Consider the following 22,825-nt stretch of genomic DNA (forward strand, 5'->3'; position numbering starts at 1 on the left):
GATGCCGCGCCCCCCGCCACGTTCCGTTGTCACTTGACGCAAGCACCGGCAGTAGGTTGCATACGTTCTGTGATCGCGCCCCCAGCCTCCGCCGCCGCAACGCCTTCCTCCCGTACGCCGTCGACCGCCAGCGCCGGAGGGTTCACACCGTGGACCCGGTGATCGTGGTCGGTGCCGGGCCGGTCGGCCTGGCACTGTCGCTCGCCCTCGCAGCTCAGGGCGTCCCCTCCGTCGTACTCGACGAGGGGCCGGGCAAGGACGAACCGCGCCCCGCCCGCACCGTGGTTCTGCGCGAGGACACCGCGGACCTGGTCGAGCGGCTCGGGTGCGAGAGCCTCCGCGACGAGGGGCTGCGCTGGGCGGGATGGCGGTCGGTGCGGCGCAAGCAGCTGGTACGCGCGGTTCCGCTCGGCAACGCGGAAGGTCCTGTTCCGCTGCCCTCCCCCGTTCATCTTCCCCAGCATGCCCTCACCCGGGGCCTGCGGGCCGCAGCCTCGACGCAGCACCTGATCAGCATGGTCCCGTTCAGCAGGATCGACACTCTGGAGCAGGACCCGCACGGTGTCACCGTGCACACCAGGGAGCCCGGCTCGACGTGGTGGCGCGGAAGCTATCTGGTCGGCTGCGACGGCGCCAGGTCCACCGTGCGCAAACTCCTGGAGATCAGGTTTCCCGGCCGTACGGCGGTGGAACGGCATGCCGTGGCCGCGCTCCGCGCCGAACTGCCGTGGCCCGACGAGGCCGTGCTGCACCGGGCGCCGCCGTGGCGTACCGGGGGTGCGGAGGTCACCGCGCGGCCCCTGCCCCACGGCGTCTGGCGGCTGGACTGGCTCCTTCCGCCTCGCGGTGAGCTCGTCACCCCTGATGCTCTGGTCACCCGGATCCGCGACACCCTGGCGGGCTGGTGCGGCGAAACCCCGGCATATGAGCTGTTGGACACCGGCGTGTACACGCTGCACCACCGCCTCGCCCTGCGCTGGCGGTCGAAGCGGGCCTTCCTGGCCGGCGACGCCGCCCATCTGCTGGGGGCTCTGGGCACCCAGGGGCTGGACGAGGGACTGCGGGATGCCGAGAACCTGGCCTGGAAGCTTGCGCAGGCCTGGCACCACGGTGCCTCCGAGCTGCTGCTCGACAGCTACCAGGCGGAGCGAAGGGCTGCCGTCGCCTCCCGGTTGCGCGCCGCCGATCAGTCGCTGCCCATACTGCGTGGCGGGCCGGGCCTGCGGACGCTGGTGCCGGGCAGTGGACGCGGGCACGACACCCTGCTGGCCGATGGCCATCTGGGATGCGGCCCCCTGGGTGCGCCCCCTTCGTACACCCAGTCCCCTCTTTCACCTCAACGCGCCGGGGCGCACACTCACGTGGGTACGCCCCCGGGTGCGCCGGTCGCCGATGCGCGGGTGACGGCGCCCGACGGGAAGACGGTGCGGCTGCGCGACCGGCTGGGGCAGGGGCATCTGCTGGTGATCCTGGTCGCACCAGGCACAGGGGTGTGGGACCGCCGGCATTGGCTGACCGCCGGTGTCATGCCCCGGCTCGTCGAGGCGGTGGACGCGCTGCCCGTGAAGGCCGAACTTTTGGTGACCGAGAGCTATCCGGGTGCGACGGCGCACACTGTGCTGCTGGTCAGGCCGGACGGGCACCTCGTGGCGGCGTTCAGCGGGGTTCGGTCCGCGGAGCTCTACGCCGCGGCCGACGCGGCGCGCGGCGGTGCCGTGGACAGCACTGACGGGGACGCGGCTCCCGCGACCGCGGACTCCGACCGGACCGCGGACGTCAATTGACCGTCCCCCGCGCACATGGTGTACTCCAGATCATGACCGACACCGATGTGCGCCTGTGGCGGAGGGTCCACATGGACCTCGTCCGCTACGCGGGCTGCGTGTGTCGCCCGTCCTGCTGAATCGCCTCGTCATGCCGCGCCGTGCTGCTTTCCGTACGGACGCGTGCCTCCAAGCGAACTCTCAGGACGGTCACTGTGTCTGCACCTTCCCCCTCCGTACCCACGCCCGCGTCCGCCGTCGGTACCAGCGCCCCCGGGCCGACGGCCACGGAGCTCCTCGACTTCGTCCGCCGTACCGCGGACGACGCCGCGCTCATCGCTTCGCTCCCGCTCGATCCCGAGGGCCGCACCTGGCTCCGGCTCGACGGCCCGGATGGCAGCGAGGCCTGGCTGATCGGCTGGCCGCCGGGTACCGGCACCGGCTGGCACGACCACGCCGAGTCGATCGGCGCGTTCACCCTGGCCGCAGGCGTCCTCACTGAGCACTCGCTGGCCGCCCGGCTGCCCGCCGATGGCTGGAAGACCCTTGAGCTGACCGAAGGGATCGACCGGACCCGGCAGCTTGCGAAGGGCCGGGGCAGGGCGTTCGGCCGGCACCATGTGCACGAGGTGCTCAACGAGTCCGACCACGAACACGCCGTATCGGTGCACGCCTACTACCCGCCGCTGCCGCAGATCCGCCGGTTCAGCCGGACGGGTGCGGTGCTCCGCCTGGAGCAGACCGAACGCCCGGAGGACTGGCAGTGAGCAGCGCACACGAGCAGCGGGCGGAGCCGGTGGGGATCGACGAGCTGCTGGACCGGGTCCGGGCCGGCTACGAGCGGATCGGCCCCGAGGACGCCGCCGCAGCAGCGGCGGACGGGGCGCTGCTGGTCGACATCCGGTACGCGGCGCTGCGCGAGGCGGACGGCCTGATCCCGGGGGCACTGGTCGTCGAGCGCAATGAGCTGGAGTGGCGGCTCGATCCGCAGGGAAGCCACCGCGCTCCGGAGGCCGTGAGCCACGATCTGCGGGTCGTGGTGATCTGCAACGAGGGATACGCGTCGAGTCTCGCGGTCGATTCCCTGCGGCAGTTGGGACTGCACCGGGCCACCGACCTGGTCGGCGGCTTCCAGGCGTGGCGCACCGCCGGCCTCCCGGTCACTCTCTGACCGACGGCTCCCGGCTTGGCAGCTGTACCTGTACGGGTACCGGGGGCTCCGCTCGGAGCCCCCGGTACCGGCCGCAGTCCGGGTGACGCGGAGGCAGGCCACGCGGCTGCTCGCAGGACCGAATGATGCCCCGACCCACCCGAACGCTGCTCCCCGGTGGAGCATTCGCCTCGCGCGACGGACATTCGCCTCATCACTGAGGATCGAAATGTACGGAGATGTCGCGCCGATGGAAACCGCAGGCCTCACCCCTGACCAGCTCGACGCCCACGCCTTGCTGCTCCATGACACGCAGGCCTGGCAGCAGATCGTCACGGGCTGGGAGCGCACCGCCCTCGAGCCCGGCCTTCCGGCACCCACGCCTTCACACGCAGCACCGTCCCGGACTCCGGCCGACTGGCGGGATCTGCTGTCCGTGCCCGTCGACCGGCTCATCCACGAGTCGCTGCGGACTGTGCCCGTCACACCGCCCCGCGAGCGCCCGCTCCCCGGGCGGCTGGGTGCGGTCCTGCCCGAGCGCCTTCATGCGTGGCGCCGCATCGGGCAGCCCGACGTCCGCCCTTCCACCCATCTCGGCTACGCGCGGCAGATCCTGACCGAGTGGGGCTGGCAGAACACGCCGTACCGCCTGCGCAACGCCCGTGGTGCCCGCTGCGTGTGCGGGGCCATGCTGACCGCACACAGGCTCGGCTACGGCTCTCTGGACACTGTGGACCGTGCGGGCGCCTGGCTGATCACCGAACTGCGCTCACAGGGCTGGACCGGACTGATCGGCCCGTGGAACCGGCATCCCGGCCGTACGGCCTCGGATGCACTGGCCCTGCTCGACGCCACGATCCGCCGGGCATCCCTGGCCGGACACTGAGCCTGCCGGACTCTGAACCTCCCGTACGCGGCACGCCGAGCCGGTAGGACTCTGAACCTGCCTGCGGGATGCCGGTCCGGTCCGGCACCGGTCGGCGACAGCCCCCTCCGCTACCGCCGACCACTTCTCAGTAGGTCTCGTCCAGCCCTTCCATGTCCTCGCCCTCCTGCTCGATCGCCTGACGGACCACGCGCAGGGCCATCCCTTCCCCGTACCCCTTGCGCGCGAGCATGCCCGCGAGCCGGCGCAGGCGCTTGTCCCGGTCCAGCCCCCGGGTGGAGCGGAGCTTGCGCGCGACAAGCTCCCTGGCGGTCTCCTCCTCCTGCTCCGAATCGAGCTGTCCGACCGCCTCGTCGATCACCGCGGAGTCCACGCCCTTGGTGCGCAGCTCCTGTACGAGAGCCCGACGGGCCAGGCCCCTGCCGTGATGCCGGGATTCGACCCAGGCGTCGGCGAACCGCGCGTCGTTGATCAGCCCGACATCCTCGAAGCGCGACAGCACTTCCTCAGCCGCCTCGTCGGGGACTTCCCGCTTGCGCAGGGCGTCGGCCAGCTGCTTGCGCGTGCGCGGGGTCCCGGTCAGCAGCCTCAGGCAGATGTTGCGTGCCTGCTCGACCGGGTCGAGCGGTTCCCCCTTCCCGGCCCTCGACGGGGCGGGGGAACCGCTGCTTCTGGAACGGGAGCGGGAACGACGGCCCGCTCCCTCGCCGAACCCGGTCCCCGGGCCGGAACCCGGGGGACCGTCTGCGGACTCTGCGGCGAATTCGGGGCCGGGACCCGCGCCGGGGGCGCTGCCCTGCCACTCCGTGCGACGCGTCACGGCCTAGCTCTTGGCCGCCGCAGCCTTGGCGGGCTTGGCCTTGGTCGCAGGAGCGGGCACCGACTTCGCCGTCCCGTCGGCCGCGGCGGCATCGGTGGCCGTCGCATCGGCAGCGGGCTCCTTCGCCGGGTCCTCCGGACGGACACCGATGCCGAGCTTCTCCAGGATCTTCTTCTCGATCTCGTCGGCGAGATCGGGGTTGTCCTTGAGGAAGTTGCGGGCGTTCTCCTTGCCCTGGCCGAGCTGGTCGCCCTCGTACGTGTACCAGGCGCCGGCCTTGCGGACGAAGCCGTTGTCCACGCCCATGTCGATCAGACCGCCCTCGCGGCTGATCCCGTGGCCGTAGAGGATGTCGAACTCGGCCTGCTTGAAGGGCGGCGCGACCTTGTTCTTGACGACCTTGACGCGGGTGCGGTTGCCGACGGCGTCGGTGCCGTCCTTGAGCGTCTCGATCCGTCGGATGTCGAGGCGCACCGAGGCGTAGAACTTGAGCGCGCGGCCACCGGTGGTGGTCTCCGGCGAGCCGAACATCACACCGATCTTCTCGCGGAGCTGGTTGATGAAGATCGCTGTGGTCTTGGACTGGTTGAGCGCACTGGTGATCTTCCGGAGCGCCTGGCTCATCAGACGGGCCTGCAGACCCACGTGCGAGTCGCCCATCTCGCCCTCGATCTCCGCACGGGGCACCAGGGCCGCGACGGAGTCGATGACGATCAGGTCGAGGGCGCCCGAGCGGATCAGCATGTCCACAATCTCGAGAGCCTGCTCACCGTTGTCCGGCTGGGACAGGATGAGGTTGTCGATGTCGACGCCGAGCTTCTTCGCGTACTCGGGGTCGAGGGCGTGCTCGGCGTCGATGAAGGCCACCGTGCCGCCGAGCTTCTGCGCATTCGCCACGGCGTGCAGCGTCAGCGTCGTCTTACCGGAGGACTCCGGTCCGTACACCTCCACCACACGGCCGCGCGGCAGGCCGCCGACGCCGAGCGCGACGTCGAGTGCCGTCGACCCGGTGGGGATCACCTCGATGGGCTCGTTCGGCCGCTCACCGAGGCGCATCACCGCGCCCTTGCCGAATTGCCGTTCAATCTGTGCGAGTGCGGCGTCCAACGCCTTCTCGCGGTCGGTTCCTGCCATGGGTTCCACCCGATTTGCTTGAGTCGATCGCTTCACGTCAAAGACGCTAACCCCTGCCACTGACAATGGGCCTCGACGTCCTCCCGGCCTGTGGATAACTCCACGGTCGGGCCCGGGAAAACCCGGCCGGAAACCCATGAGAATGGATGTTCGATTTCAGTGTCAAGCACACCGCGCCGGGCCGACACAACCGAGGGTAGCGACTTATAACAGTCACTGCCGGTCAAGTCAACAAAAGGTGACAGCCGTCATGCTAGGTTCCGGCGATATGAAGATGCCTCCGAGCGATCTGTCAGGAAAAGTCGCTCTTGTCGCCGGTGGTACACGAGGTGCCGGCCGGGGAATCGCCGTTCAGCTGGGAGCGGCTGGAGCGACCGTGTATGTCACCGGACGTACCAGTGGTTCCGAGCGGTCGGAGATGGACCGTCCCGAGACCATCGAGGAGACCGCGGCACTCGTCGACGAGGCAGGCGGTCACGGTATCGCCGTCCGGGTCGATCATCTCGTGCCCTCCCAGGTCAGCGCTCTGGTGGCACGTATTCGGAGCGAGCAGGGTGCTCTGCACGTCCTGGTGAACGACATCTGGGGCGCCGAGATCGAGTGGAACAAGTCCGTCTGGGAGTCGTCCCTGGAGACCGGGCTGCACACGCTGCGCCTGGCCGTCGACACCCACGCGATCACCAGCCACTTCGCAATCCCTCTCCTCATCGCTACACCGGGTGGTCTGGTCGTCGAGGTGACGGACGGCACGGACGAGTACAACGCTGCCAACTACCGGGTGTCGTTCTTCTACGACCTCGCGAAGGCCTCGGTGAACCGGATGGCCTTCGCTCTCGGGCACGAGGTGGAGCCGCACGGAGCGACCGCTGTGTCACTCACTCCGGGCTGGCTCAGATCCGAGGCAATGCTCCAGGCCCACGGGGTCACCGAGGCGAACTGGCGTGACGCCGTCGCCCACTCGCCCCACTTCGCCATCTCCGAGTCGCCGGCGTTCGTCGGACGGGCTGTGGTCGCGCTCGCCCAGGACCCCGAGGCGGCTCGCTGGAACGGGGACTCGCTGTCGAGCGGACAGCTGGCCCAGATCTATGGCTTCACCGATCTCGACGGCAGCCGCCCCGACGCCTGGAGATATGTCACCGAGGTCCAGGATCCCGGACTGCCCGCCGATGTCACCGGCTACCGCTGAGCCGACAGCCCGCGCCATCGGTCGCTCCTGAGCCGGCAACCCCGCGTCACCGGTCGCTCCTGAGCCGGCAACCCCGCGTCACCGGTCGCTCCTGAGCCGGCAACCCCGCGTCATCGCTCGCCGCTGCCCCTGATCGCACGACGGATCCGTGACAGGACCGACTCGCCGCGGCGCCAGCGGTGGCCGCCGTGCACCCTCGGGTCGTCCGTCACGGCGTAGCGCTTCACGTAGGCGCCCAGGAATGCCTGGAGCGTCGCCACTGCGGGAATGGCGATCAGCGCACCGACCACTCCCATCAGCGCGGTACCCGCGACCACGGACCCGAAGGCGACTGCGGGGTGGATGTCGACCGTCTTCGAGGTGAGCTTGGGCTGCAGCACGTAGTTCTCGAACTGCTGGTAGACCACGACGAATCCGAGCACCCACAACGCGTACCAGGGATTGACGGTGAAGGCGATCAGCATGGGCAGCGCCCCCGCGAGATACGTACCGATCGTCGGGATGAACTGCGAGACCAGACCGACCCAGACTGCGAGCGCCGGCGCGTACGGCACACCGAGGATCACCAGCAGGATGTAGTGCGCCACTCCGGAGATCAGCGCCATCAGGCCGCGCGAGTAGAGATAGCCGCCGGTCTTGTCGACCGCGATCTCCCAGGCGCGCAGCACCTCGGCCTGCCGGGCGGGCGGCAGTACCGAACACAGCGTCCGCCTCAGCCGTGGGCCGTCGGCCGCGAAGTAGAACGAGAACAGGAAGATCGTCAGCAGCCGGAACAGCCCGCCGAGCACGGTTGTGGAGACATCGAGCACTCCGGTCGCGCTGTTCTGGACGTACTTCTGGAGCCAGTCCGAGTGGAGCAGGCTGTCCTGCACCCCGACCCGGGAGAGCTCGGTGTGGAAGGTCTGGTTGACCCAGTTGATCACCGAGTCGAGGTACTGGGGGAAGTCCTCGACCATGTCGACGATCTGGCCCGCGAGCATGGAGCCGAGCAGTACGACAAAGCCGACTCCGGCGACCAGTACCCCGAGAAAGACCAGGAAAGTGGCAAGTCCGCGGCGCATCCCGCGCGTCGCCATGCGGCCGACCGCCGGCTCGATGGCGAGCGCCAGGAAGAAGGCGATGAGTACGTTGGTCAGCAACCCGATGAGCTGGTCGAACGCCCAGCTGCCGAGCTGGAAGCACCCGTAGAGCGCCAGGGCCAGAATCATCGCGCGCGGCAGCCAGGCAGGCATGCCGCGCGGACCGCTGCCGGGCGGGGGAGTCGGTGGCGCGGCCGGCGGGACGGGCGGTGAGTCGGGCGGCTGGATCTCGGCGGTCTCGTCTGTCGGTGCCACGGGACAAGTCTCGCTCACGTTGGTGACAGCCGACCGCCCGCCCTGCCGGTCAGCGCTTGTCGGCGGGGATGCCGACAGCCGAGCAGACCCCGCGCCAGACGTCCTTGGTCTCCCAGCCCGCGGCCAGTGCTTCGTGCACCGTACGTCCGCCGAGCTCGGCCATCACATGGTCGCGCGCGAAGGACTCCGCATACCCGGCACCGAAGTGGTCCGCCATCCGCTCCCAGAAAATCGTCAACCGCATGCCTTCAGTATCCCGCTCCTGAGAGTGCAGCCGGGCCGGTACGCCCTACCGGCGGCGCTTTCCCCTCTACGGTCGGTCCATGGCTGGAACCGGAGCAAATTCCCTCGCCCGCGCCGAGCAGTTCATCTGGCTCACCGCACGTGTCCTCGAGCAGCGGCGGTTCGCCCATCACTTCCTGGACGGGAGTGCGGATGTGGTCGAGACCGCGCTCGCCGCCTATCTGAACGAGGACGGCGGCTACGGGCACGCGCTCGAACCCGATCTTCGCGGGCCCGTGAGCCAGCCGCTGCACACCGCTCACGCGCTGAGTGTTCTCGATTCGATCGGTCGTTGCAGCGGTCTGCGCGTGGAACGGATCTGTCGCTATCTGACCGATGTATCGACCAAAGAGGGCGCGTTGCCCGCACTCCACCCCTCGCAGCGCGGCTATCCCGCCGCTCCCTTCATCCCGGTCGTCGACGATCCGCCCGCCGAGCTGCTGGCCACGGGTCCCGTCGTCGGTCTGCTGCACCGTAATCAGGTGTGGCACGCCTGGCTCTTCCGGGCCACGGATTTCTGCTGGTCCGCCGTGGACGCGCTGGAGCAGTCCCACCCGTACGAGATCGAGGCGGCCGTCGCCTTCCTGGACGGTGTCCCGGACCGGGCGCGCGCCGAAGCCGCCGCCGACCGTCTGGGGCGGCTGGTGCGTGAGCAGCGGCTGGTGGTACTGGATCCGCAGCGGTGCGCGGACTACCCGGTGGCGCCCGGATACGCGCCGGATGAGCACCACTTCCCGTACGACTATGTGCGTGCGCCCGGGTCGCTCGCACGCCGCTGGTTCAGCGACGCCGAGCTGGACCGTTCGCTCGATCATCTGGCGGCCGGGCAGGAGGAGGACGGCGGCTGGCCGGTCACCTGGCGGCAGTGGGCACCGGGCACGGCTCTGGAGGGGCGCCCGATCGTGACACTCAAGGCCCTGCAGACCCTGCGGGCGCACGGGCGCAGCCTCCGCTGAACGCTGTCGGCGCCTATCCCAGGGCGCGTACCCCAGCGGTGACCACGACAGCGGCGCCGACGACGATCAGGAAGGGGGCTCGCAGAACGAGTGCGAGGGCCGCTGCGGCGAGCCCGGCTGCTCTGGCGTCCAGCACCAGCTGCTGTCCGTCGCCGAAGGTCTGCTGAGCGGTGAGGGCCGCCAGCAGCGCCACCGGCAACAGCGCGGCCAGTCGCTGGACGAGCGGTCGTTCCAGCACTCCGGCGGGAACCAGCAGCCCCACGAGCTTGGCGAGATAGCAGCCGGCCACGGTGAGTCCGATGGCGATCCAGACGTTCATCGGCGCTCCTGGGTCTCTTCCGTACCGCCTGCGGCGGCTTCGGCCTTTCCGGTCTTTCCACGTCCCATCAGGAAGAGGACGACGGGGGCTGCCAGCGCGGACAGCAGTACGGGCACGCCGGCGGGCAGTACCGGCAGCAGTCCGAGTGCCAGCAGGACCGCGACGGCGGCCGTGACGCGCTCTGTGGTGCTCTTCAGCATCGGCGCGAGCAGGGCAAGGAACACGGCGGGACTCGCCGCGTCCAGACCCCAGGTGTCGGTGTCGCCGAGCGCCTCCGCCCCGAGTGCACCCACCAGCGTGGTCAAGTTCCACAGCACGTAGAGGGTGAGTCCGGTGACCGTGAAGCCGATGCGTGCGGCCCGGCGGGTGGGCTGCGGCAGCGTGACCGCGGTCGTCTCGTCGATGACCCAGTGGGCGGCGAAGGGCCGTACGGCGCGCGGCAGGGCGAGCAGCTGCGACAGCCGCAGCCCGTAGAAGGCGTTGCGTACGCCGAGGAAGAACGCTCCGGCCGCGGCGGTGTAGGGATTGCCGCCGGCCGCGAGCGCGCCCACGAGGGCGAACTGCGAGGCGCCGGTGAAGACGAGGAGGCTGAGTACGCAGGTCTGGAGCAGGGTCAGCCCCGAGCCTGCCGAGGTGACCCCGAAAGCGAAGCCGGAAAGCCCCACGGCTATGCCGACGCCGAGCGCGTCGCGGACGACGGCCGCGTCCGTCTTCTCCTCGCCGGCGGGCGGGCCGCCGGTTATGAAGCCTGGAGCGCCGGTACTTTCGGGAGGTGCTGTCTGTTCTGCCACGCCCGGAACGTTACGTGGCGAGATGCGTGCCGGTCTTGTACGTTCTTGCACGCTCGCGCCGGTACGCGCCCGGGGGCACCCCCACGATCCGGGTGAAGTGGCGGTTGAGGTGGGGCTGGTCGGTGAAGCCGACAGCCGCGGCGGCATCGGCAGGCGTGGTCCCCGCGTCCAGCATGTGCCGCGCCCGGCGGACCCGGGCGTCGGTGAGCCAGGTGTGCGGGGGCATTCCGTACTGCTTCTTGAAAGCCCGCAGCAGCGCGAAGGGGCTGGTGCCGAGCTCGGCGGCGAGTGCTTCCAAGGTGGGTGGCCGGTCCATCCGCGCCTCCAGCGCGGCACGCGCACGGGCTGCGTCACCGGCGCCTGCGGAGCGGGGCGCACGGGTGGGCAGCGCACGGCCGTGGCAGGCCAGCAGCCGGGCGACCAGAACCCGCAGGAGGCTGTCGGCCGCAAGCGCGTTGCCCTCCTCCGCTGCCCGGTGGACCTCCGTGATCAGCCGGGCCGCCTCCGGGTCCACGGTGCTGGTCTCGGCGAAACCGACCGTGCCGCGCAGGCTCGTCAGATCGGCAGCGATGTCGTTGACCACTTGGGCGGACGGGTAGAGCGTGGCGTACACCCAGCCTTCGGGGTCTCCGGCCCGGGCGGTGTGCGGCACCTCCGGATTGATCATGACGACGGTGCCCGGACCCGCGTGCACGGTGCCGTCGGGCAGCCCGACGTCCTCGATCCCGCGGGTGATCGTGCCGAAGACGTAGCCCTCGTGGCTGTGGCGCGGGAAGGTGTGGCGGACATACCGGGCACGGAGCAGATCGAGCTCGGGCAGCTCGGCGTGCTGCCAGTACCTCGCCCATTCCTTCGCTGCTCCCGCTGCGGCCATACGCGCATTCTCGCAGCTCCGGGCCAGTGCCCGCAGGTCCGGACGGTGGGCGTCGGGCACGCTCACCGGCCGTTGTCAGTGGCGGGGTGCACGATGGGGGACATGGCCGGTTCCGCACTCGATTCGTTCTCACCCGCGACCCGCAGCTGGTTCGCAGGTGCCTTCGACGCCCCCACCGCGGCGCAGGAGGGTGCCTGGCGTGCCATCGGCGAAGGTTCGGATGTCCTGGTCGTCGCGCCGACCGGTTCGGGCAAGACGCTCGCCGCGTTTCTCGCCTCGCTGGACCGGCTGGCCGCGGTCCCGCCGCCCGCCGAGTCGAAGAAGCGCTGCCGTGTGCTGTACGTATCGCCGCTGAAAGCTCTCGCGGTCGACGTGGAGCGCAATCTGCGATCGCCACTGACCGGAATCCGCCAGGAGTCGGTGCGTCTGGGGCTTCCCGAGCCGGACGTGCGGGTCGGGATCCGTTCCGGCGACACCCCGCCGGCCGAGCGCCGTTCGATGGCGACCAAGCCACCGGACATCCTCATCACCACGCCCGAATCGTTGTTCCTGATGCTCACCTCGTCGGCCCGGGAGGCGCTCGCGGGGGTCGAGACGGTGATCCTGGACGAGGTGCATGCCGTCGCGGGCACGAAGCGTGGTGCCCATCTCGCCGTGTCGTTGGAGCGCCTGGACGAGCTGCTGCCGCGGCCCGCGCGTCGCATCGGACTGTCGGCGACCGTGCGTCCGGTCGGCGAGGTGGCGCGCTTCCTGTCGCCGCAGCGGAAGGTGGAGATCGTCCAGCCTCCGTCCACCAAGGAGTTCGACCTGTCGGTCGTGGTTCCTGTCGAGGATCTCGGTGAACTGGGCGGCTCCCCCGCCACGGACGGCGGGGCGGACCAGCCGGAGAAGCCGTCGATCTGGCCGCATGTCGAGGAGCGGATCGCCGATCTCGTCCAGTCCCACCGTTCCACCATCGTCTTCGCCAACTCGCGACGGCTCGCCGAGCGCCTGTGCAACCGGCTCAACGAGATCGCTTACGAGCGGGCGACAGGCGAAGCCATGCCCGAGGCCCACTCCCCCGCCGAGATCATGGCCGAGTCGGGAGCGGCCAAAGGCGCGCCCGCTCTGCTCGCCCGTGCGCACCACGGCTCGGTGTCCAAGGAGCAGCGCTCCCAGGTCGAGGAGGACCTCAAGGCGGGCCGGCTGCCCGCGGTGGTCGCCACCTCGAGCCTGGAGCTCGGTATCGACATGGGTGCGGTCGACCTGGTGGTCCAGGTCGAGTCCCCGCCGTCCGTCGCCTCGGGTCTGCAGCGGGTGGGCCGCGCCGGGCACCAGGTGGGTGCCGTGTCCACCGGGGTGGTCTTCCCCAAGTACCGCGGCGATCTGGTGCAGGCAGCCGTGGTCACCGAGCGGATGCGCGAGGGAGCCATCGAAGCCCTGCGGATCCCGTCCAACCCTCTGGACGTGCTGGCCCAGCAGCTGGTTGCCATGGTCGCGCTCGACACCTGGCAGGCCGATGATCTGCTGGCCCTCGCCCGGCGTGCCGCCCCGTTCGCCTCGCTCCCCGAATCCGCGTTCACCGCGGTGCTCGACATGCTCGCCGGCCGCTATCCGTCAGACGCCTTCGCGGAGCTGCGCCCGCGCGTCGTCTGGGACCGCATCGCCGGTACGGTCACGGGCCGTCCGGGTGCCCAGCGGCTCGCCGTCACCTCGGGCGGCACCATCCCCGACCGCGGGCTCTTCGGGGTCTTCCTCGCCGGAGCGGACCCGAAGAAGGGCGGCGGACGGGTCGGCGAGCTGGACGAGGAGATGGTGTACGAGTCCCGGATCGGCGACGTCTTCACGCTGGGCACCACGTCCTGGCGGATCGAGGACATCACCAGGGACCGGGTCCTGGTCTCGCCCGCCCCGGGCGTCCCGGGGCGGCTGCCGTTCTGGAAGGGCGATCAGCTGGGGCGTCCGCTGGAGCTGGGCCGTGCACTGGGCGCTTTTCTCCGGGAGATCGGCGGGCTGTCGCCCGAGGACGCCCGGCTCCGGCTGCTCGCTGCCGGCCTCGACACCTGGGCGGCGGACAACGTCCTGTCGTACCTGGACGAGCAGCGTCGCGCCTGCGGTCATGTCCCCGACGACCGGACGATTCTCGTCGAAAGGTTCCGCGACGAGCTCGGCGACTGGCGGATCGTGGTGCATTCGCCCTTCGGTGCCCAGGTGCACGCCCCTTGGGCACTCGCCCTGTCCGCCCGGCTCGCTGAGCGATACGGCATGGACGCCCAGATCATGCATGCGGACGACGGGATCGTGCTGCGGCTTCCGGACGCCGATCTGATGGGTCTCGATCTCCTCGATTTCGATCCTGTGCAAGCGGATCCCGGGCGTGATCCGGGTGGTGAACCCGGGCAGGGCGACCGGGCCCCGGGCTTCCCTGGTGCCGGATTCGACAGCGAGCAGCCTCCCGTCGGCGCCACTGATGTGGTCTTCGACAAGGGGGAGATCGGCCAGGTCGTCACCGATCAGGTGGGCGGGTCGGCCCTGTTCGCGTCCAGGTTCCGTGAATGTGCGGCGCGTGCCCTGCTGCTGCCCCGTCGCAGCCCCGGAAAGCGCACTCCGCTCTGGCAGCAGCGCCAGAGAGCGTCCCAGTTGCTGCAGGTGGCCTCCGAGTTCGGCTCGTTCCCGATCGTTCTCGAAGCGGTCCGTGAGTGCCTCCAGGACGTCTTCGACGTCCCGGGTCTCACAGAGCTGATGGGCGACCTGGAAGCACGCCGTATCCGTCTGGTCGAGGTGACGACCACCGAGCCTTCGCCGTTCGCGCGCTCGCTCCTCTTCGGTTACGTCGCGCAGTTCCTGTACGAGGGTGACTCCCCGCTCGCCGAGCGGCGTGCCGCCGCGCTCTCGCTCGACTCCCATCTCCTGGCGGAGCTGCTCGGCCAGGCGGAGCTGCGCGAGCTGCTCGATGCCGATGTCCTCGACGAACTGGAGCGGGAGCTGCAGTGGCTGACGGATGACCGGAGGATCAAGGACATCGAAGGCGTCGCCGATCTCCTGCGCGTCCTCGGTCCGCTCGCCGACGCCGAGCTGGCCGAGCGCGGTGCCGAGTCCGAGTGGGCGCCGGAGCTCGCGTCGGCCCGGCGCGCTATCCGGGTGCGCATCGCCGGAGCCGGTCACTGGGCAGCCATCGAGGATGCGGGCCGGCTGCGCGACGCTCTGGGGACCGCGTTGCCTGTAGGGGTTCCCGAGGCCTTCACCGAGCCGGTGAAAGATCCTCTCGGTGACCTCCTGGCCCGCCATGCCCGTACCCATGGCCCGTTCACCACCACCCGGGCCGCTGCCCGCTTCGGTCTCGGCAGCGCTGTCACGGACGGCGCGCTGCAGCGGCTTGCCGCGTCGGGCCGGATCGTCCAGGGCGAGTTCCACCCGGCAGGCATCGGCCAGGAGTGGTGCGACGCCACGGTCCTGCGGCGCCTGCGCCGCCGCTCGCTCGCAGCGCTCCGCCAGGAGCTGGAGCCCGTGCCACCCGCCGCCCTGGCCGGCTTCCTCCCCCAGTGGCAGCACCTTGGCGACAACAGCCTGCGGGGGATCGACGGACTGGCCCGCGCCATCGAGCAGTTGCAGGGTGCCCCGGTCCCCGCATCGGCTCTGGAGAAGCTGATCCTGCCGAGCCGCGTCGCGGGATACACCCCTGCTCTGCTCGACGAGCTCACGACCACCGGCGAGGTCGTCTGGGCCGGCGCGGGCGCACTGCCAGGGAAGGACGGCTGGATCTCTCTCTATCCTGCCGACAGTGCACCTCTGCTCCTGCCACCGCCCCAGCCGCTGGAGCAGACCGCGCTGCACGAGTCGGTCCTCACCGCACTCCTGGGCGGGTACGGCCTGTTCTTCCGGCAGATCGCCGATCAGGTCCGCGCCACCACCCACCCCGACTGCACCGATCCACAACTGGCGGACGTGCTCTGGGACCTGCTCTGGTCCGGCCGCCTCACCAACGACACACTCGCCCCGCTGCGCTCGCTCCTGGGCTCGGGACGCACGGCAGGTTCCACCGCCCACCGCGCGAAGCGCAGTGTCCCGCGCGGCCGTTACGGGTCGCTGACCGCCGCCGCGCGCCCGGCCTCCCGCACGGGCCCGCCAACCGTCTCGGGTCGCTGGTCCCTGTTGCCCCCGGCCGAACCCGAACCGACCCACCGCGCACACGCCCTGGCCCGGACGCTCCTCGACCGCCACGGTGTGGTGACCCGAGGTGCGGTGCAGGCGGAAGGCGTTGAGGGCGGGTTCTCCGCGACGTACCGCATCCTCGCCGCCTTCGAGGACAGCGGCCAGGCACGCCGCGGGTATGTCGTCGAGGGACTGGGAGCAGCCCAGTTCGCGATGGACGGTGCCGTGGACCGGCTCAGGGCGACGTCGACCGCCCGTGACCGTACGGACCCCGGCGCGGCCCCCCGCGCGCTCGTCCTCGCGGCGGCCGATCCGGCCAACGCGTACGGCGCCGCCCTGCCCTGGCCCGATTCCCCGGACGGCGCAGGGCACAAGCCGGGCCGCAAGGCCGGCGCACTGGTGGTCATCGTCGACGGCGAGCTGACGCTGTACATGGAGCGCGGCGGCAAGACCCTGCTGGCCTGGCCGACCGACCCCGCCGATCCGGCACTCCTGGCGGCGGCCGAGGCGCTGGCGGCGGCCGCCCGCGCCGGGACCCTCGGCACGGTGACGGTGGAACGCACCAACGGTGCCTCCTCCCTCACCTCCCCGCTGGGCCGCACCCTGGAAGCCGCCGGTTTCCTCGCCACGCCGAGGGGGCTGCGTCTGCGCGCCTGAGGCCTCCGGTGGCGGCGGCTGCCTGCGGCCGGCTCCCGTCCACGCCACGGGCCGCGCATCATGGAGACATGCCCGAAGGTGACACCGTCCTGCAGACCGCCAAGCGTCTCGACGCGGCGCTCGCAGGTCATGTGCTGACCCGCTCCGACCTACGGGTCCCACGGTTCGCCACCGCAGACCTGACCGGCCGTGCTGTCCTCGACGTCACCGCGCGGGGCAAGCATCTCCTCACCCGCATCGAGGACGGTCTCACCCTTCACAGCCATCTGCGGATGGACGGCGCCTGGCGCGTCTACGACGCGGGACAGCGCTGGAGCGGCGGGCCCGCCCACCAGATCCGCGCCGTACTCGCCACTGCGGACCTCACCGCCGTCGGCTATCGGCTCCCCGTCCTCGAGCTGCTCCGCACCCGGGACGAGGGGCAGGCCGTCGGCCATCTCGGCCCTGATCTGCTGGGGCCCGACTGGGAACCGCACACGGCTCTGCGTAATCTGCTCGCCGACCCCGTACGCCCCCTCGGGGAAGCACTCCTGGACCAGCGCAACCTGGCCGGCATCGGCAATGTCTACAAGTGCGAGCTCTGCTTCCTGGCCCGCGTCACGCCCTGGCTGCCCGTGGGAGAGCTGCCCCTACCCACGGTCAGCCGACTGGTGACGACCGCCAAGCAGCTCCTCGATGCCAACCGTGACCGCCCCACACGGACGACGACCGGCCCGGTCGCCGCCCTCGGCCGGGCCCCCACGCGGGAGCGGCTCTTCGTCTACGGCCGGGCCCACCGCCCCTGTCTGAGGTGCCGCACGCCGATCCGGAGAGCGGACCAGGACAACCGGCCCACGTACTGGTGTCCGCGCTGCCAGTCGGGGCCCACGCGTTAGGCGACGGCCCACAGCGGGGCCGGCCGCTCCGCCCCGAGCTCACCGGTCACCACGGCCCTGCGCAGCCCGCTCCGACGCCCGCCCGGGCCGTGCGGTCGCCGTCACGTGAACGGGCAGCAGGCTCAGTCCCCAGCCGCCGGCTGCCACCGCGCCCTCGACCAGTCCGGCTTGTTCCGGCTCCAGTATCAGGCGGAGCACGGCCCACCACCACACTCCGCCGAGGACAAGCACCAGCGCCCACCGCCGCACCATGGCTGCCTCCTCCGGCCGACGCTGGACGCTAGTACGGCACGATCTGCTGAGGGAGGGCGCACCGGTGCACTACCGGCGTGCGCGGCGCGAACGAGACGATGACGCGCGCTCCCGCGGGCCGCTGGGAGCTGGGAGAGAGGGTGAACCGCGGCCCTCCCGCAGTTTCCCCCGATACGACCCCGCCTGCATCCCACGCACCGGCATGCATACCGGCATGCGTCCTGGCATGCGTTCGCCCCCGCGACATCAGTCAGCGGGGGCGGACACGACCCACAGATCGCCCTGACGGGGCCTATCGCCCGTCGTCGTCGGTCAGCGAGTCCTTGACACCCTCGGCGCGGTCACGGGCCTCACCCATGCCCCCCTCGGCCTTGGCCTTCGCCTGGTCGGTCTTGCCCTCGGTCTCCTTGCGGCGGTCACCGGTCAACTTGCCGGTCGTTTCCTTGGCCTTGCCCTTGAGCTTGTCCATCGCGTTCTTGTCGCGCACGTCGACTCCTCACTCGTGTACCGCTGGTCGCAGGTCAGGCGCTCTCGGCCTGGAACATCCAGGCGTGCTTCTCCAGGTCTGCCGTCAGCGTGATCAGGATGTCCTGGCTGATGGGATCCGGTTCACCGGTCACGTCGATCCGTTCCCGCATGCGGTCGATCACCACACGGAGGGCGTCCACGAGGGCACGTACCGCGTCCACGTCCTTGATCCAGCCCTCCGGCACGGAATCGATGGCCGTGGTCTTGGCCAGAGTCCGGGCCCGACCGTCAGGATTGACGCCGACCGCTGAAGCCCTTTCCGCGACCGTGTCCGAATGCTGCCGTGCCGTGTCCACGACCTCGTCGAGCTGAAGGTGCACGGACCGGAAGCGCGGCCCGACCACATTCCAGTGGACCTGCTTCGCCGCCAGGGAGAGGTCGATCAGATCGACCAGGGCGCCTTGCAGCGCGTCCCCCACGACCTTGCGGTCGCTCTCGGACAAAGGACTCTTCACGACAGACATGCACTTCTCCGATCAGATCGCTGTTCGGTGTACCACTCGTCCACGATGGCACATATCTCACAAAACAGTCAGCGGGCGGCTGCTGCGCACTGCTGCGGAGAACCGCCTCACTCCGCGCCTGCCCGGCGAACGGTCCCGCACACACCGAAAGCCCCGGTCGACCCATGAGGGTCGACCGGGGCTTTCGGTTCTCAACGAACCACACAGGTCAAGCGGCGACGACATCCACCGCTTCCGCGGGCGCCTTGATTGTCACTCGTCCCGTCGGCACGCCTGCGACCGACGACACGGAGACGGAATTGAGCATTGGGCGTACCGGCACAGGCACCGGGTCGCTGGCCGCTGCCGACTCGGCCAGCTCTGCCAGGGACAGTTCATCGCTCACTTCACGCATGAGCTCGGACATCCGTACGTCAAGCGCGTCGCAAATGGCGGAGAGCAGTTCGGAGGATGCCTCCTTCTGCCCCCGCTCCACCTCGGAGAGATAACCGAGCGAGACTCGGGCGGACGAGGAGACTTCGCGCAGAGTACGGCCTTGGCGCTGGCGCTGCCGACGCAGCACGTCACCAAGCAGGCGACGGAGCAGAATCATCGGTGGCTCCCTCCTCGGACCGCGTAGCCGCATCCTTCACGCCCCACCGTACCGCCTCGCGCTGCGGCCGTGCGGGGAGCGATGTCGTGTTCACTCAGGGCTGCAAACATCAATTCCCCCCGTTCTGTTCCGTATCCTGTGCCCTCGCATCCTCACCGAGTTCGCCGGAGAGCAACTCGAGCAGGCTCCGTACACTCTCTCTACGGATGTCCGCCCGCTCACCGTTCAACCTCAGCTCGGCTACTTTCCGTATGCCACCCGGCCCGGAAACCGCCACGTAGACCGTTCCGACGGGCTTCCCGTCCTGTGGCTCGGGACCCGCGACCCCGGTGGTCGACACTCCCCAGTCTGCGCCCAGGGTCAGCCGTACGCCTGCTGCCATCGCGAGCGCGACATCGGGGTCCACCGCGCCGCGATCGGCCAGAAGCACTCCGTCGACGCCCAGCACATCCCGCTTCAGGGACGTGGCATACGCCGTGACGGACCCCCGGAAGGACTGGGAGGCGCCAGGTACGGAGGTGAGCTCTGCCGCGACCAGGCCGCCGGTGAGGGACTCGGCGACTGCGAGCGTCTCGCCTCGCTCCACGAGCCGCTTCAGCACGCGGGCCGGCACGGTAGTCACCGCTCGGCCTCCGCCGCACCCCGGTTCCCGACCACGGGCTCCACGGCTCCTCCGCCCGCATCCCTGCTCGCAGCGCCCGGACCCGTGCCCGAATCCGCTGCCGCCGCAACCGCCTCCAGGGCTGCGGACCGCTCCGCCGCCAACCCCTGGCGCCTCAGTACAACGGCCTGGCGCACATAGTCGAGGCCGGTGACGACCGTCATCACGACGGCGGCCATCATCACCCAAAAGCGCAGAGTTGCCAGCGGTCCCGTCAGCACCAGGACGTACATCCCGACAGCCGTGCCCTGTGCCAGCGTCTTCATCTTCCCGCCGCGGCTGGCCGGAATCACCGCGTGGCGGATCACCCAGAACCGCATGAGGGTGATGCCGAGTTCCCGGAAGAGGATCACGCCGGTGATCCACCAGGGCAGATCCCCGAGCGAGGACAGACAGATCAGCGCCGCACCCATGATCGCCTTGTCGGCGATCGGGTCGGCGATCTTCCCGAAGTCCGTCACGAGGTTGTACGCGCGTGCCAGATGACCGTCGAACAGGTCGGTGATCATCGCGACGGCGAAGGCCGCCCAGGCGAACGACCGCCAGACCGGGTCGTAACCGCCGTCGTGCAGGAGCAGCATCACGAAGCCCGGGACGAGCAGCAGCCGCACCATGGTCAGGATATTGGCGATGTTCCACAGACCGGCCTGGTTGACGGCCGCCGTGCCCAGCTTGCCGCCGCGGGGTACCGGCGTCGCGCCGGAGCCGCCTGCCGCGGATGCCGGGACTCCCGTCATCTGGCTGCCTCCGCAAGCTCGTGGTGTTCGGCCACGAGGTCCACTCCCTCGGAGCCCACTGCCTTTGCCTCGACCATACGGCCCGGCACGAGACCCTCGCGTGCGGTGAAGATGACCTGTCCGTCAGTTTCGGGTGCCTGGTGCGCGGCACGGCCCACCGCTACGGGGCCGTCCTCGTCGGACTCCACGGACTCGACGAGGACCTGAAGGGTCTCGCCGACCCGCTCCTCGGCACGCTGCGTGGTCAGCTCCTCGGCCAGCTGCGAGATGTGGGCGAGCCGCTCGGCGATGACGTCGGCGTCCAGCTTGTTCTCGTAGCCGACGGCTTCGGTGCCCTCCTCGTCGGAGTACCCGAAGACCCCGATGGCGTCCAGGCGCGCCCCGGTGAGGAAGCGTTCCAGCTCGACGAGGTCGGCCTCGGTCTCACCGGGGAAGCCGACGATGAAGTTCGACCGGGCACCGGCCTGCGGCGACTTGCCACGAATGGTGTCCAGGAGCTCCAGGAAACGGTCCGTGTCGCCGAAGCGCCGCATCGCTCGCAGCACTCCGGGGGCCGAGTGCTGGAAGGAGAGGTCGAAGTAGGGGGCGACCTTCGGCGTGGAGGTGAGCACGTCGATCAGCCCGGGGCGCATCTCGGCGGGCTGCAGATAGCTGACGCGGATCCGCTCGATTCCCTCGACGTCGGCGAGCTCCGGCAGCAGAGTCTCCAGGAGCCTGATGTCGCCGAGGTCCTTGCCGTACGAGGTGTTGTTCTCGGAGACCAGCATGACCTCCTTGACGCCCTGCTCGGCGAGCCAGCGTGTCTCCCCCAGGACGTCCGAGGGGCGCCGGGAGATGAAGGAGCCGCGGAAGGAGGGAATGGCGCAGAAGGAGCAGCGGCGGTCGCAGCCGGAGGCGAGCTTCACCGACGCGACCGGGCTGGTCCCCAGCCTGCGACGCAGCGGTGCCCGCGGACCGGAGACGGGTGCGAGACCCTCCGGCAGGTCCGCGGGAGCCGGCGTGACCTCCTGGGCGTGCCCGGGCAGCGCGACGGCGGCGTCCTGCCGCTCTGCGGGGCTGATCGGGAGCAGCTTGCGCCGGTCCCGCGGGGTGTGGGAGGCATGGATGCCGCCGTTGAGAATGGTCTGCAGGCGGTCGGAGATGTCGGCGTAGTCGTCGAAGCCGAGGACTCCGTCCGCTTCCGGCAGCGCCTCGGCAAGATCCTTGCCGTAGCGCTCGGCCATGCAGCCGACGGCCACCACGGCCTGGGTTCTGCCGTGATCCTTCAGATCATTGGCTTCGAGCAGGGCATCGACGGAGTCCTTCTTGGCGGCCTCGACGAATCCACAGGTGTTGACGACGGCGACATCAGCGTCGGAGGCGTTCTCGACGAGCTCCCAGCCGTCCGCTGCCAAGCGGCCTGCGAGCTCCTCCGAGTCCACCTCGTTACGGGCGCAGCCAAGAGTGACAAGGGCGACGGTACGGCGTTCGGGCATGGGCTCAAGACTACTTTGTCCCGGACCACGTCCTGCCGTGCAGGGTTCACTGCTACAGGGAGTGACCGAACAGCCGGTGACGCGGAAGGAAAACAAGAACGGTGAGCACCCGGCAGGGCCGCCGGACGCTCACCGAACGAGATGTGTGGGACGCGAGGTCAGCCGACCTCGGGGTCGCCCTTCGTGTACGAGAGCCGTTCGACCTGTCCCGGCTCGAACCGGTCGTCGACCCTCTTGCCGTTGACGAAGAGCTCGATCGCTCCGGCGTCACCGAGGACGAGGTCGACCCGCTCCTTGTCCTGGAAGGTCTTGGAGTCGCCCTGGAGCAGCAGCCCGTCGAAGAGCAGCCGCCCGTTGTGGTCCTTGGCGGAGACCCAGCTCTTGCCCTCGGTGGCGCTCAGCTTCACCGTCACCTTGTTGCGCGGGGCGGCGGCGATGGCGCTTTCGGAGGGCACGGGCTTGGGATCGGCCGGCTTGGTGGCGGTGGGTTTGGGGGTGGTCTTGTCGGGTGTCGAGCCTTCGGCGACCTGGGCCGTGCCGGAGTCGTCGTTGCCGTTGAACAGCGTGAAGCCGACGAAGCCGACCACGGCGACGATCGCCGCGACCATGGCCGCGGTCCAGTTCGGCCGACGGGGTTCGGAGCGGATCCGTTCCGCCTCGAACAGCGGCGCCGCGGGAGTGGGCGCAGGACGGCCGCCGTGTTCGGCGTCGAACTGCGCGATCAGCGGATCCGGGTCGAGCCGGACGGCGCGGGCGAGCATGCGGATGTGACCGCGTGCGTACACGTCGCCGCCGCAGCGGGAGAAGTCGTCTGTCTCGATCGCGTGCACGATGGGGATGCGCACCCGGGTGGAGCTGCTGACTTCCTCGACCGTCAGACCTGCGGCGATACGAGCCTGCTGGAGCGCGTGACCGATCGAAGGCCGGTCGTCTTCGGGGGAGTTGCCGATGGACACGG

24 protein-coding genes are annotated in these 22,825 nt (G+C 70.2%); 9 read left to right on the forward strand and 15 right to left on the reverse strand.

Features of this window, described 5'->3' with window-relative positions:
• The first annotated feature begins 149 nt into the window (after positions 1–149).
• The 5 genes from ACFWBQ_RS34540 to ACFWBQ_RS34560 all read left to right on the forward strand — a co-directional run bounded on the left by ACFWBQ_RS34540 (position 150) and on the right by ACFWBQ_RS34560 (position 3,799).
• On the forward strand, positions 150–1,784 hold the full coding sequence (locus tag ACFWBQ_RS34540) for an FAD-dependent monooxygenase (RefSeq protein WP_385506503.1): 1,635 nt from the start codon (positions 150–152) through the stop codon (positions 1,782–1,784).
• Between the two features lie 32 nt (positions 1,785–1,816).
• On the forward strand, positions 1,817–1,903 hold the full coding sequence (locus ACFWBQ_RS34545; protein WP_311605579.1) for a putative leader peptide: 87 nt from the start codon (positions 1,817–1,819) through the stop codon (positions 1,901–1,903).
• Positions 1,904–1,978: 75 nt separating this feature from the next.
• The gene (locus ACFWBQ_RS34550; protein ID WP_385506506.1) at positions 1,979–2,530 is read left to right on the forward strand and encodes a cysteine dioxygenase; all 552 of its coding nucleotides are present in this window, start codon (positions 1,979–1,981) and stop codon (positions 2,528–2,530) included.
• Positions 2,527–2,934 carry a rhodanese-like domain-containing protein gene (locus tag ACFWBQ_RS34555; protein WP_385506509.1) on the forward strand — a complete coding sequence of 136 codons (408 nt, stop codon included), beginning with the start codon at positions 2,527–2,529 and terminating at the stop codon, positions 2,932–2,934. Before ACFWBQ_RS34550 ends, ACFWBQ_RS34555 begins: the two co-directional genes overlap by 4 nt.
• Positions 2,935–3,163: 229 nt before the next feature.
• Positions 3,164–3,799, forward strand: coding sequence for a hypothetical protein (locus tag ACFWBQ_RS34560; RefSeq protein ID WP_385506512.1), 636 nt, complete (start codon positions 3,164–3,166; stop codon positions 3,797–3,799).
• A gap of 127 nt (positions 3,800–3,926) precedes the next feature.
• On the opposite strand, the gene recX is transcribed toward ACFWBQ_RS34560, so the two are convergent.
• Together recX and recA are read right to left on the reverse strand one after the other, a co-directional pair.
• Entirely contained in the window at positions 3,927–4,619 is a 693-nt protein-coding gene (gene recX / locus ACFWBQ_RS34565) for a recombination regulator RecX (RefSeq protein WP_385506515.1), read from the reverse strand.
• Between the two features lie 3 nt (positions 4,620–4,622).
• Positions 4,623–5,753: a recombinase RecA gene (gene recA / locus ACFWBQ_RS34570; RefSeq protein ID WP_385506520.1), complete on the reverse strand. Its 1,131-nt coding sequence runs from the start codon at positions 5,751–5,753 to the stop codon at positions 4,623–4,625.
• A 274-nt stretch (positions 5,754–6,027) separates the two neighbouring features.
• Between recA and ACFWBQ_RS34575 the strand changes: the two genes are divergently transcribed.
• Entirely contained in the window at positions 6,028–6,939 is a 912-nt protein-coding gene (locus ACFWBQ_RS34575; protein ID WP_385506600.1) for an SDR family oxidoreductase, read from the forward strand.
• 110 nt (positions 6,940–7,049) lie between these two features.
• Here ACFWBQ_RS34575 and ACFWBQ_RS34580 read toward each other — a convergent pair whose 3' ends face one another.
• Complete coding sequence (locus tag ACFWBQ_RS34580; protein ID WP_385506602.1) at positions 7,050–8,171, reverse strand: AI-2E family transporter; 1,122 nt, start codon at positions 8,169–8,171, stop codon at positions 7,050–7,052.
• Positions 8,172–8,322: 151 nt separating this feature from the next.
• Positions 8,323–8,517, reverse strand: a complete 195-nt coding sequence (locus tag ACFWBQ_RS34585) for a DUF3046 domain-containing protein (protein WP_385506528.1) — start codon at positions 8,515–8,517, stop codon at positions 8,323–8,325.
• 79 nt (positions 8,518–8,596) lie between these two features.
• Here ACFWBQ_RS34585 and ACFWBQ_RS34590 point away from each other — a divergent pair, with 79 nt between their 5' ends.
• Positions 8,597–9,511: a hypothetical protein gene (locus tag ACFWBQ_RS34590; protein ID WP_385506536.1), complete on the forward strand. Its 915-nt coding sequence runs from the start codon at positions 8,597–8,599 to the stop codon at positions 9,509–9,511.
• A 13-nt stretch (positions 9,512–9,524) separates the two neighbouring features.
• Here ACFWBQ_RS34590 and ACFWBQ_RS34595 read toward each other — a convergent pair whose 3' ends face one another.
• The 3 genes from ACFWBQ_RS34595 to ACFWBQ_RS34605 are packed head-to-tail and all read right to left on the reverse strand — an operon-like array spanning position 9,525 to position 11,495.
• Entirely contained in the window at positions 9,525–9,830 is a 306-nt protein-coding gene (locus ACFWBQ_RS34595; RefSeq protein WP_385506549.1) for an AzlD domain-containing protein, read from the reverse strand.
• On the reverse strand, positions 9,827–10,621 hold the full coding sequence (locus ACFWBQ_RS34600; protein ID WP_385506561.1) for an AzlC family ABC transporter permease: 795 nt from the start codon (positions 10,619–10,621) through the stop codon (positions 9,827–9,829). Before ACFWBQ_RS34600 ends, ACFWBQ_RS34595 begins: the two co-directional genes overlap by 4 nt.
• Before the next feature lie 10 nt (positions 10,622–10,631).
• Complete coding sequence (locus ACFWBQ_RS34605; protein ID WP_385506564.1) at positions 10,632–11,495, reverse strand: AraC family transcriptional regulator; 864 nt, start codon at positions 11,493–11,495, stop codon at positions 10,632–10,634.
• A 102-nt stretch (positions 11,496–11,597) separates the two neighbouring features.
• Between ACFWBQ_RS34605 and ACFWBQ_RS34610 the strand changes: the two genes are divergently transcribed.
• Together ACFWBQ_RS34610 and ACFWBQ_RS34615 are read left to right on the forward strand one after the other, a co-directional pair.
• Positions 11,598–16,283 (forward strand): DEAD/DEAH box helicase, encoded by a 4,686-nt coding sequence (locus tag ACFWBQ_RS34610; protein ID WP_385506567.1) that lies wholly within the window; start codon positions 11,598–11,600, stop codon positions 16,281–16,283.
• 68 nt (positions 16,284–16,351) lie between these two features.
• Positions 16,352–17,158 (forward strand): Fpg/Nei family DNA glycosylase, encoded by an 807-nt coding sequence (locus tag ACFWBQ_RS34615; RefSeq protein ID WP_385506569.1) that lies wholly within the window; start codon positions 16,352–16,354, stop codon positions 17,156–17,158.
• A 39-nt stretch (positions 17,159–17,197) separates the two neighbouring features.
• Here the strand turns inward: ACFWBQ_RS34615 and ACFWBQ_RS34620 are convergent, their stop codons facing one another.
• From ACFWBQ_RS34620 to ACFWBQ_RS34655, 8 genes are all read right to left on the reverse strand, one after another.
• A complete protein-coding gene (locus ACFWBQ_RS34620) occupies positions 17,198–17,410 on the reverse strand; it encodes a hypothetical protein (RefSeq protein ID WP_385506570.1) in 213 nt (70 codons plus the stop codon).
• 292 nt (positions 17,411–17,702) lie between these two features.
• Positions 17,703–17,879 carry a CsbD family protein gene (locus ACFWBQ_RS34625; protein WP_385506604.1) on the reverse strand — a complete coding sequence of 59 codons (177 nt, stop codon included), beginning with the start codon at positions 17,877–17,879 and terminating at the stop codon, positions 17,703–17,705.
• A 52-nt stretch (positions 17,880–17,931) separates the two neighbouring features.
• Entirely contained in the window at positions 17,932–18,402 is a 471-nt protein-coding gene (locus ACFWBQ_RS34630) for a Dps family protein (RefSeq protein ID WP_385506572.1), read from the reverse strand.
• A gap of 208 nt (positions 18,403–18,610) precedes the next feature.
• Entirely contained in the window at positions 18,611–18,994 is a 384-nt protein-coding gene (locus ACFWBQ_RS34635; RefSeq protein ID WP_069169097.1) for a helix-turn-helix domain-containing protein, read from the reverse strand.
• A gap of 109 nt (positions 18,995–19,103) precedes the next feature.
• Positions 19,104–19,616: a CinA family protein gene (locus ACFWBQ_RS34640; RefSeq protein ID WP_385506577.1), complete on the reverse strand. Its 513-nt coding sequence runs from the start codon at positions 19,614–19,616 to the stop codon at positions 19,104–19,106.
• Positions 19,613–20,392, reverse strand: a complete 780-nt coding sequence (gene pgsA, locus ACFWBQ_RS34645) for a CDP-diacylglycerol--glycerol-3-phosphate 3-phosphatidyltransferase (RefSeq protein WP_385506580.1) — start codon at positions 20,390–20,392, stop codon at positions 19,613–19,615. The genes ACFWBQ_RS34640 and pgsA overlap by 4 nt, the downstream gene beginning before the upstream one ends.
• Positions 20,389–21,867, reverse strand: a complete 1,479-nt coding sequence (gene rimO / locus ACFWBQ_RS34650; protein ID WP_385506583.1) for a 30S ribosomal protein S12 methylthiotransferase RimO — start codon at positions 21,865–21,867, stop codon at positions 20,389–20,391. The genes pgsA and rimO overlap by 4 nt, the downstream gene beginning before the upstream one ends.
• A gap of 158 nt (positions 21,868–22,025) precedes the next feature.
• Positions 22,026–22,823 (reverse strand): helix-turn-helix domain-containing protein, encoded by a 798-nt coding sequence (locus tag ACFWBQ_RS34655; RefSeq protein WP_385506585.1) that lies wholly within the window; start codon positions 22,821–22,823, stop codon positions 22,026–22,028.
• Positions 22,824–22,825 lie beyond the last annotated feature (2 nt).

This window comes from Streptomyces sp. NPDC060035 (assembly GCF_042736635.1).
Classification (GTDB): domain Bacteria; phylum Actinomycetota; class Actinomycetes; order Streptomycetales; family Streptomycetaceae; genus Streptomyces.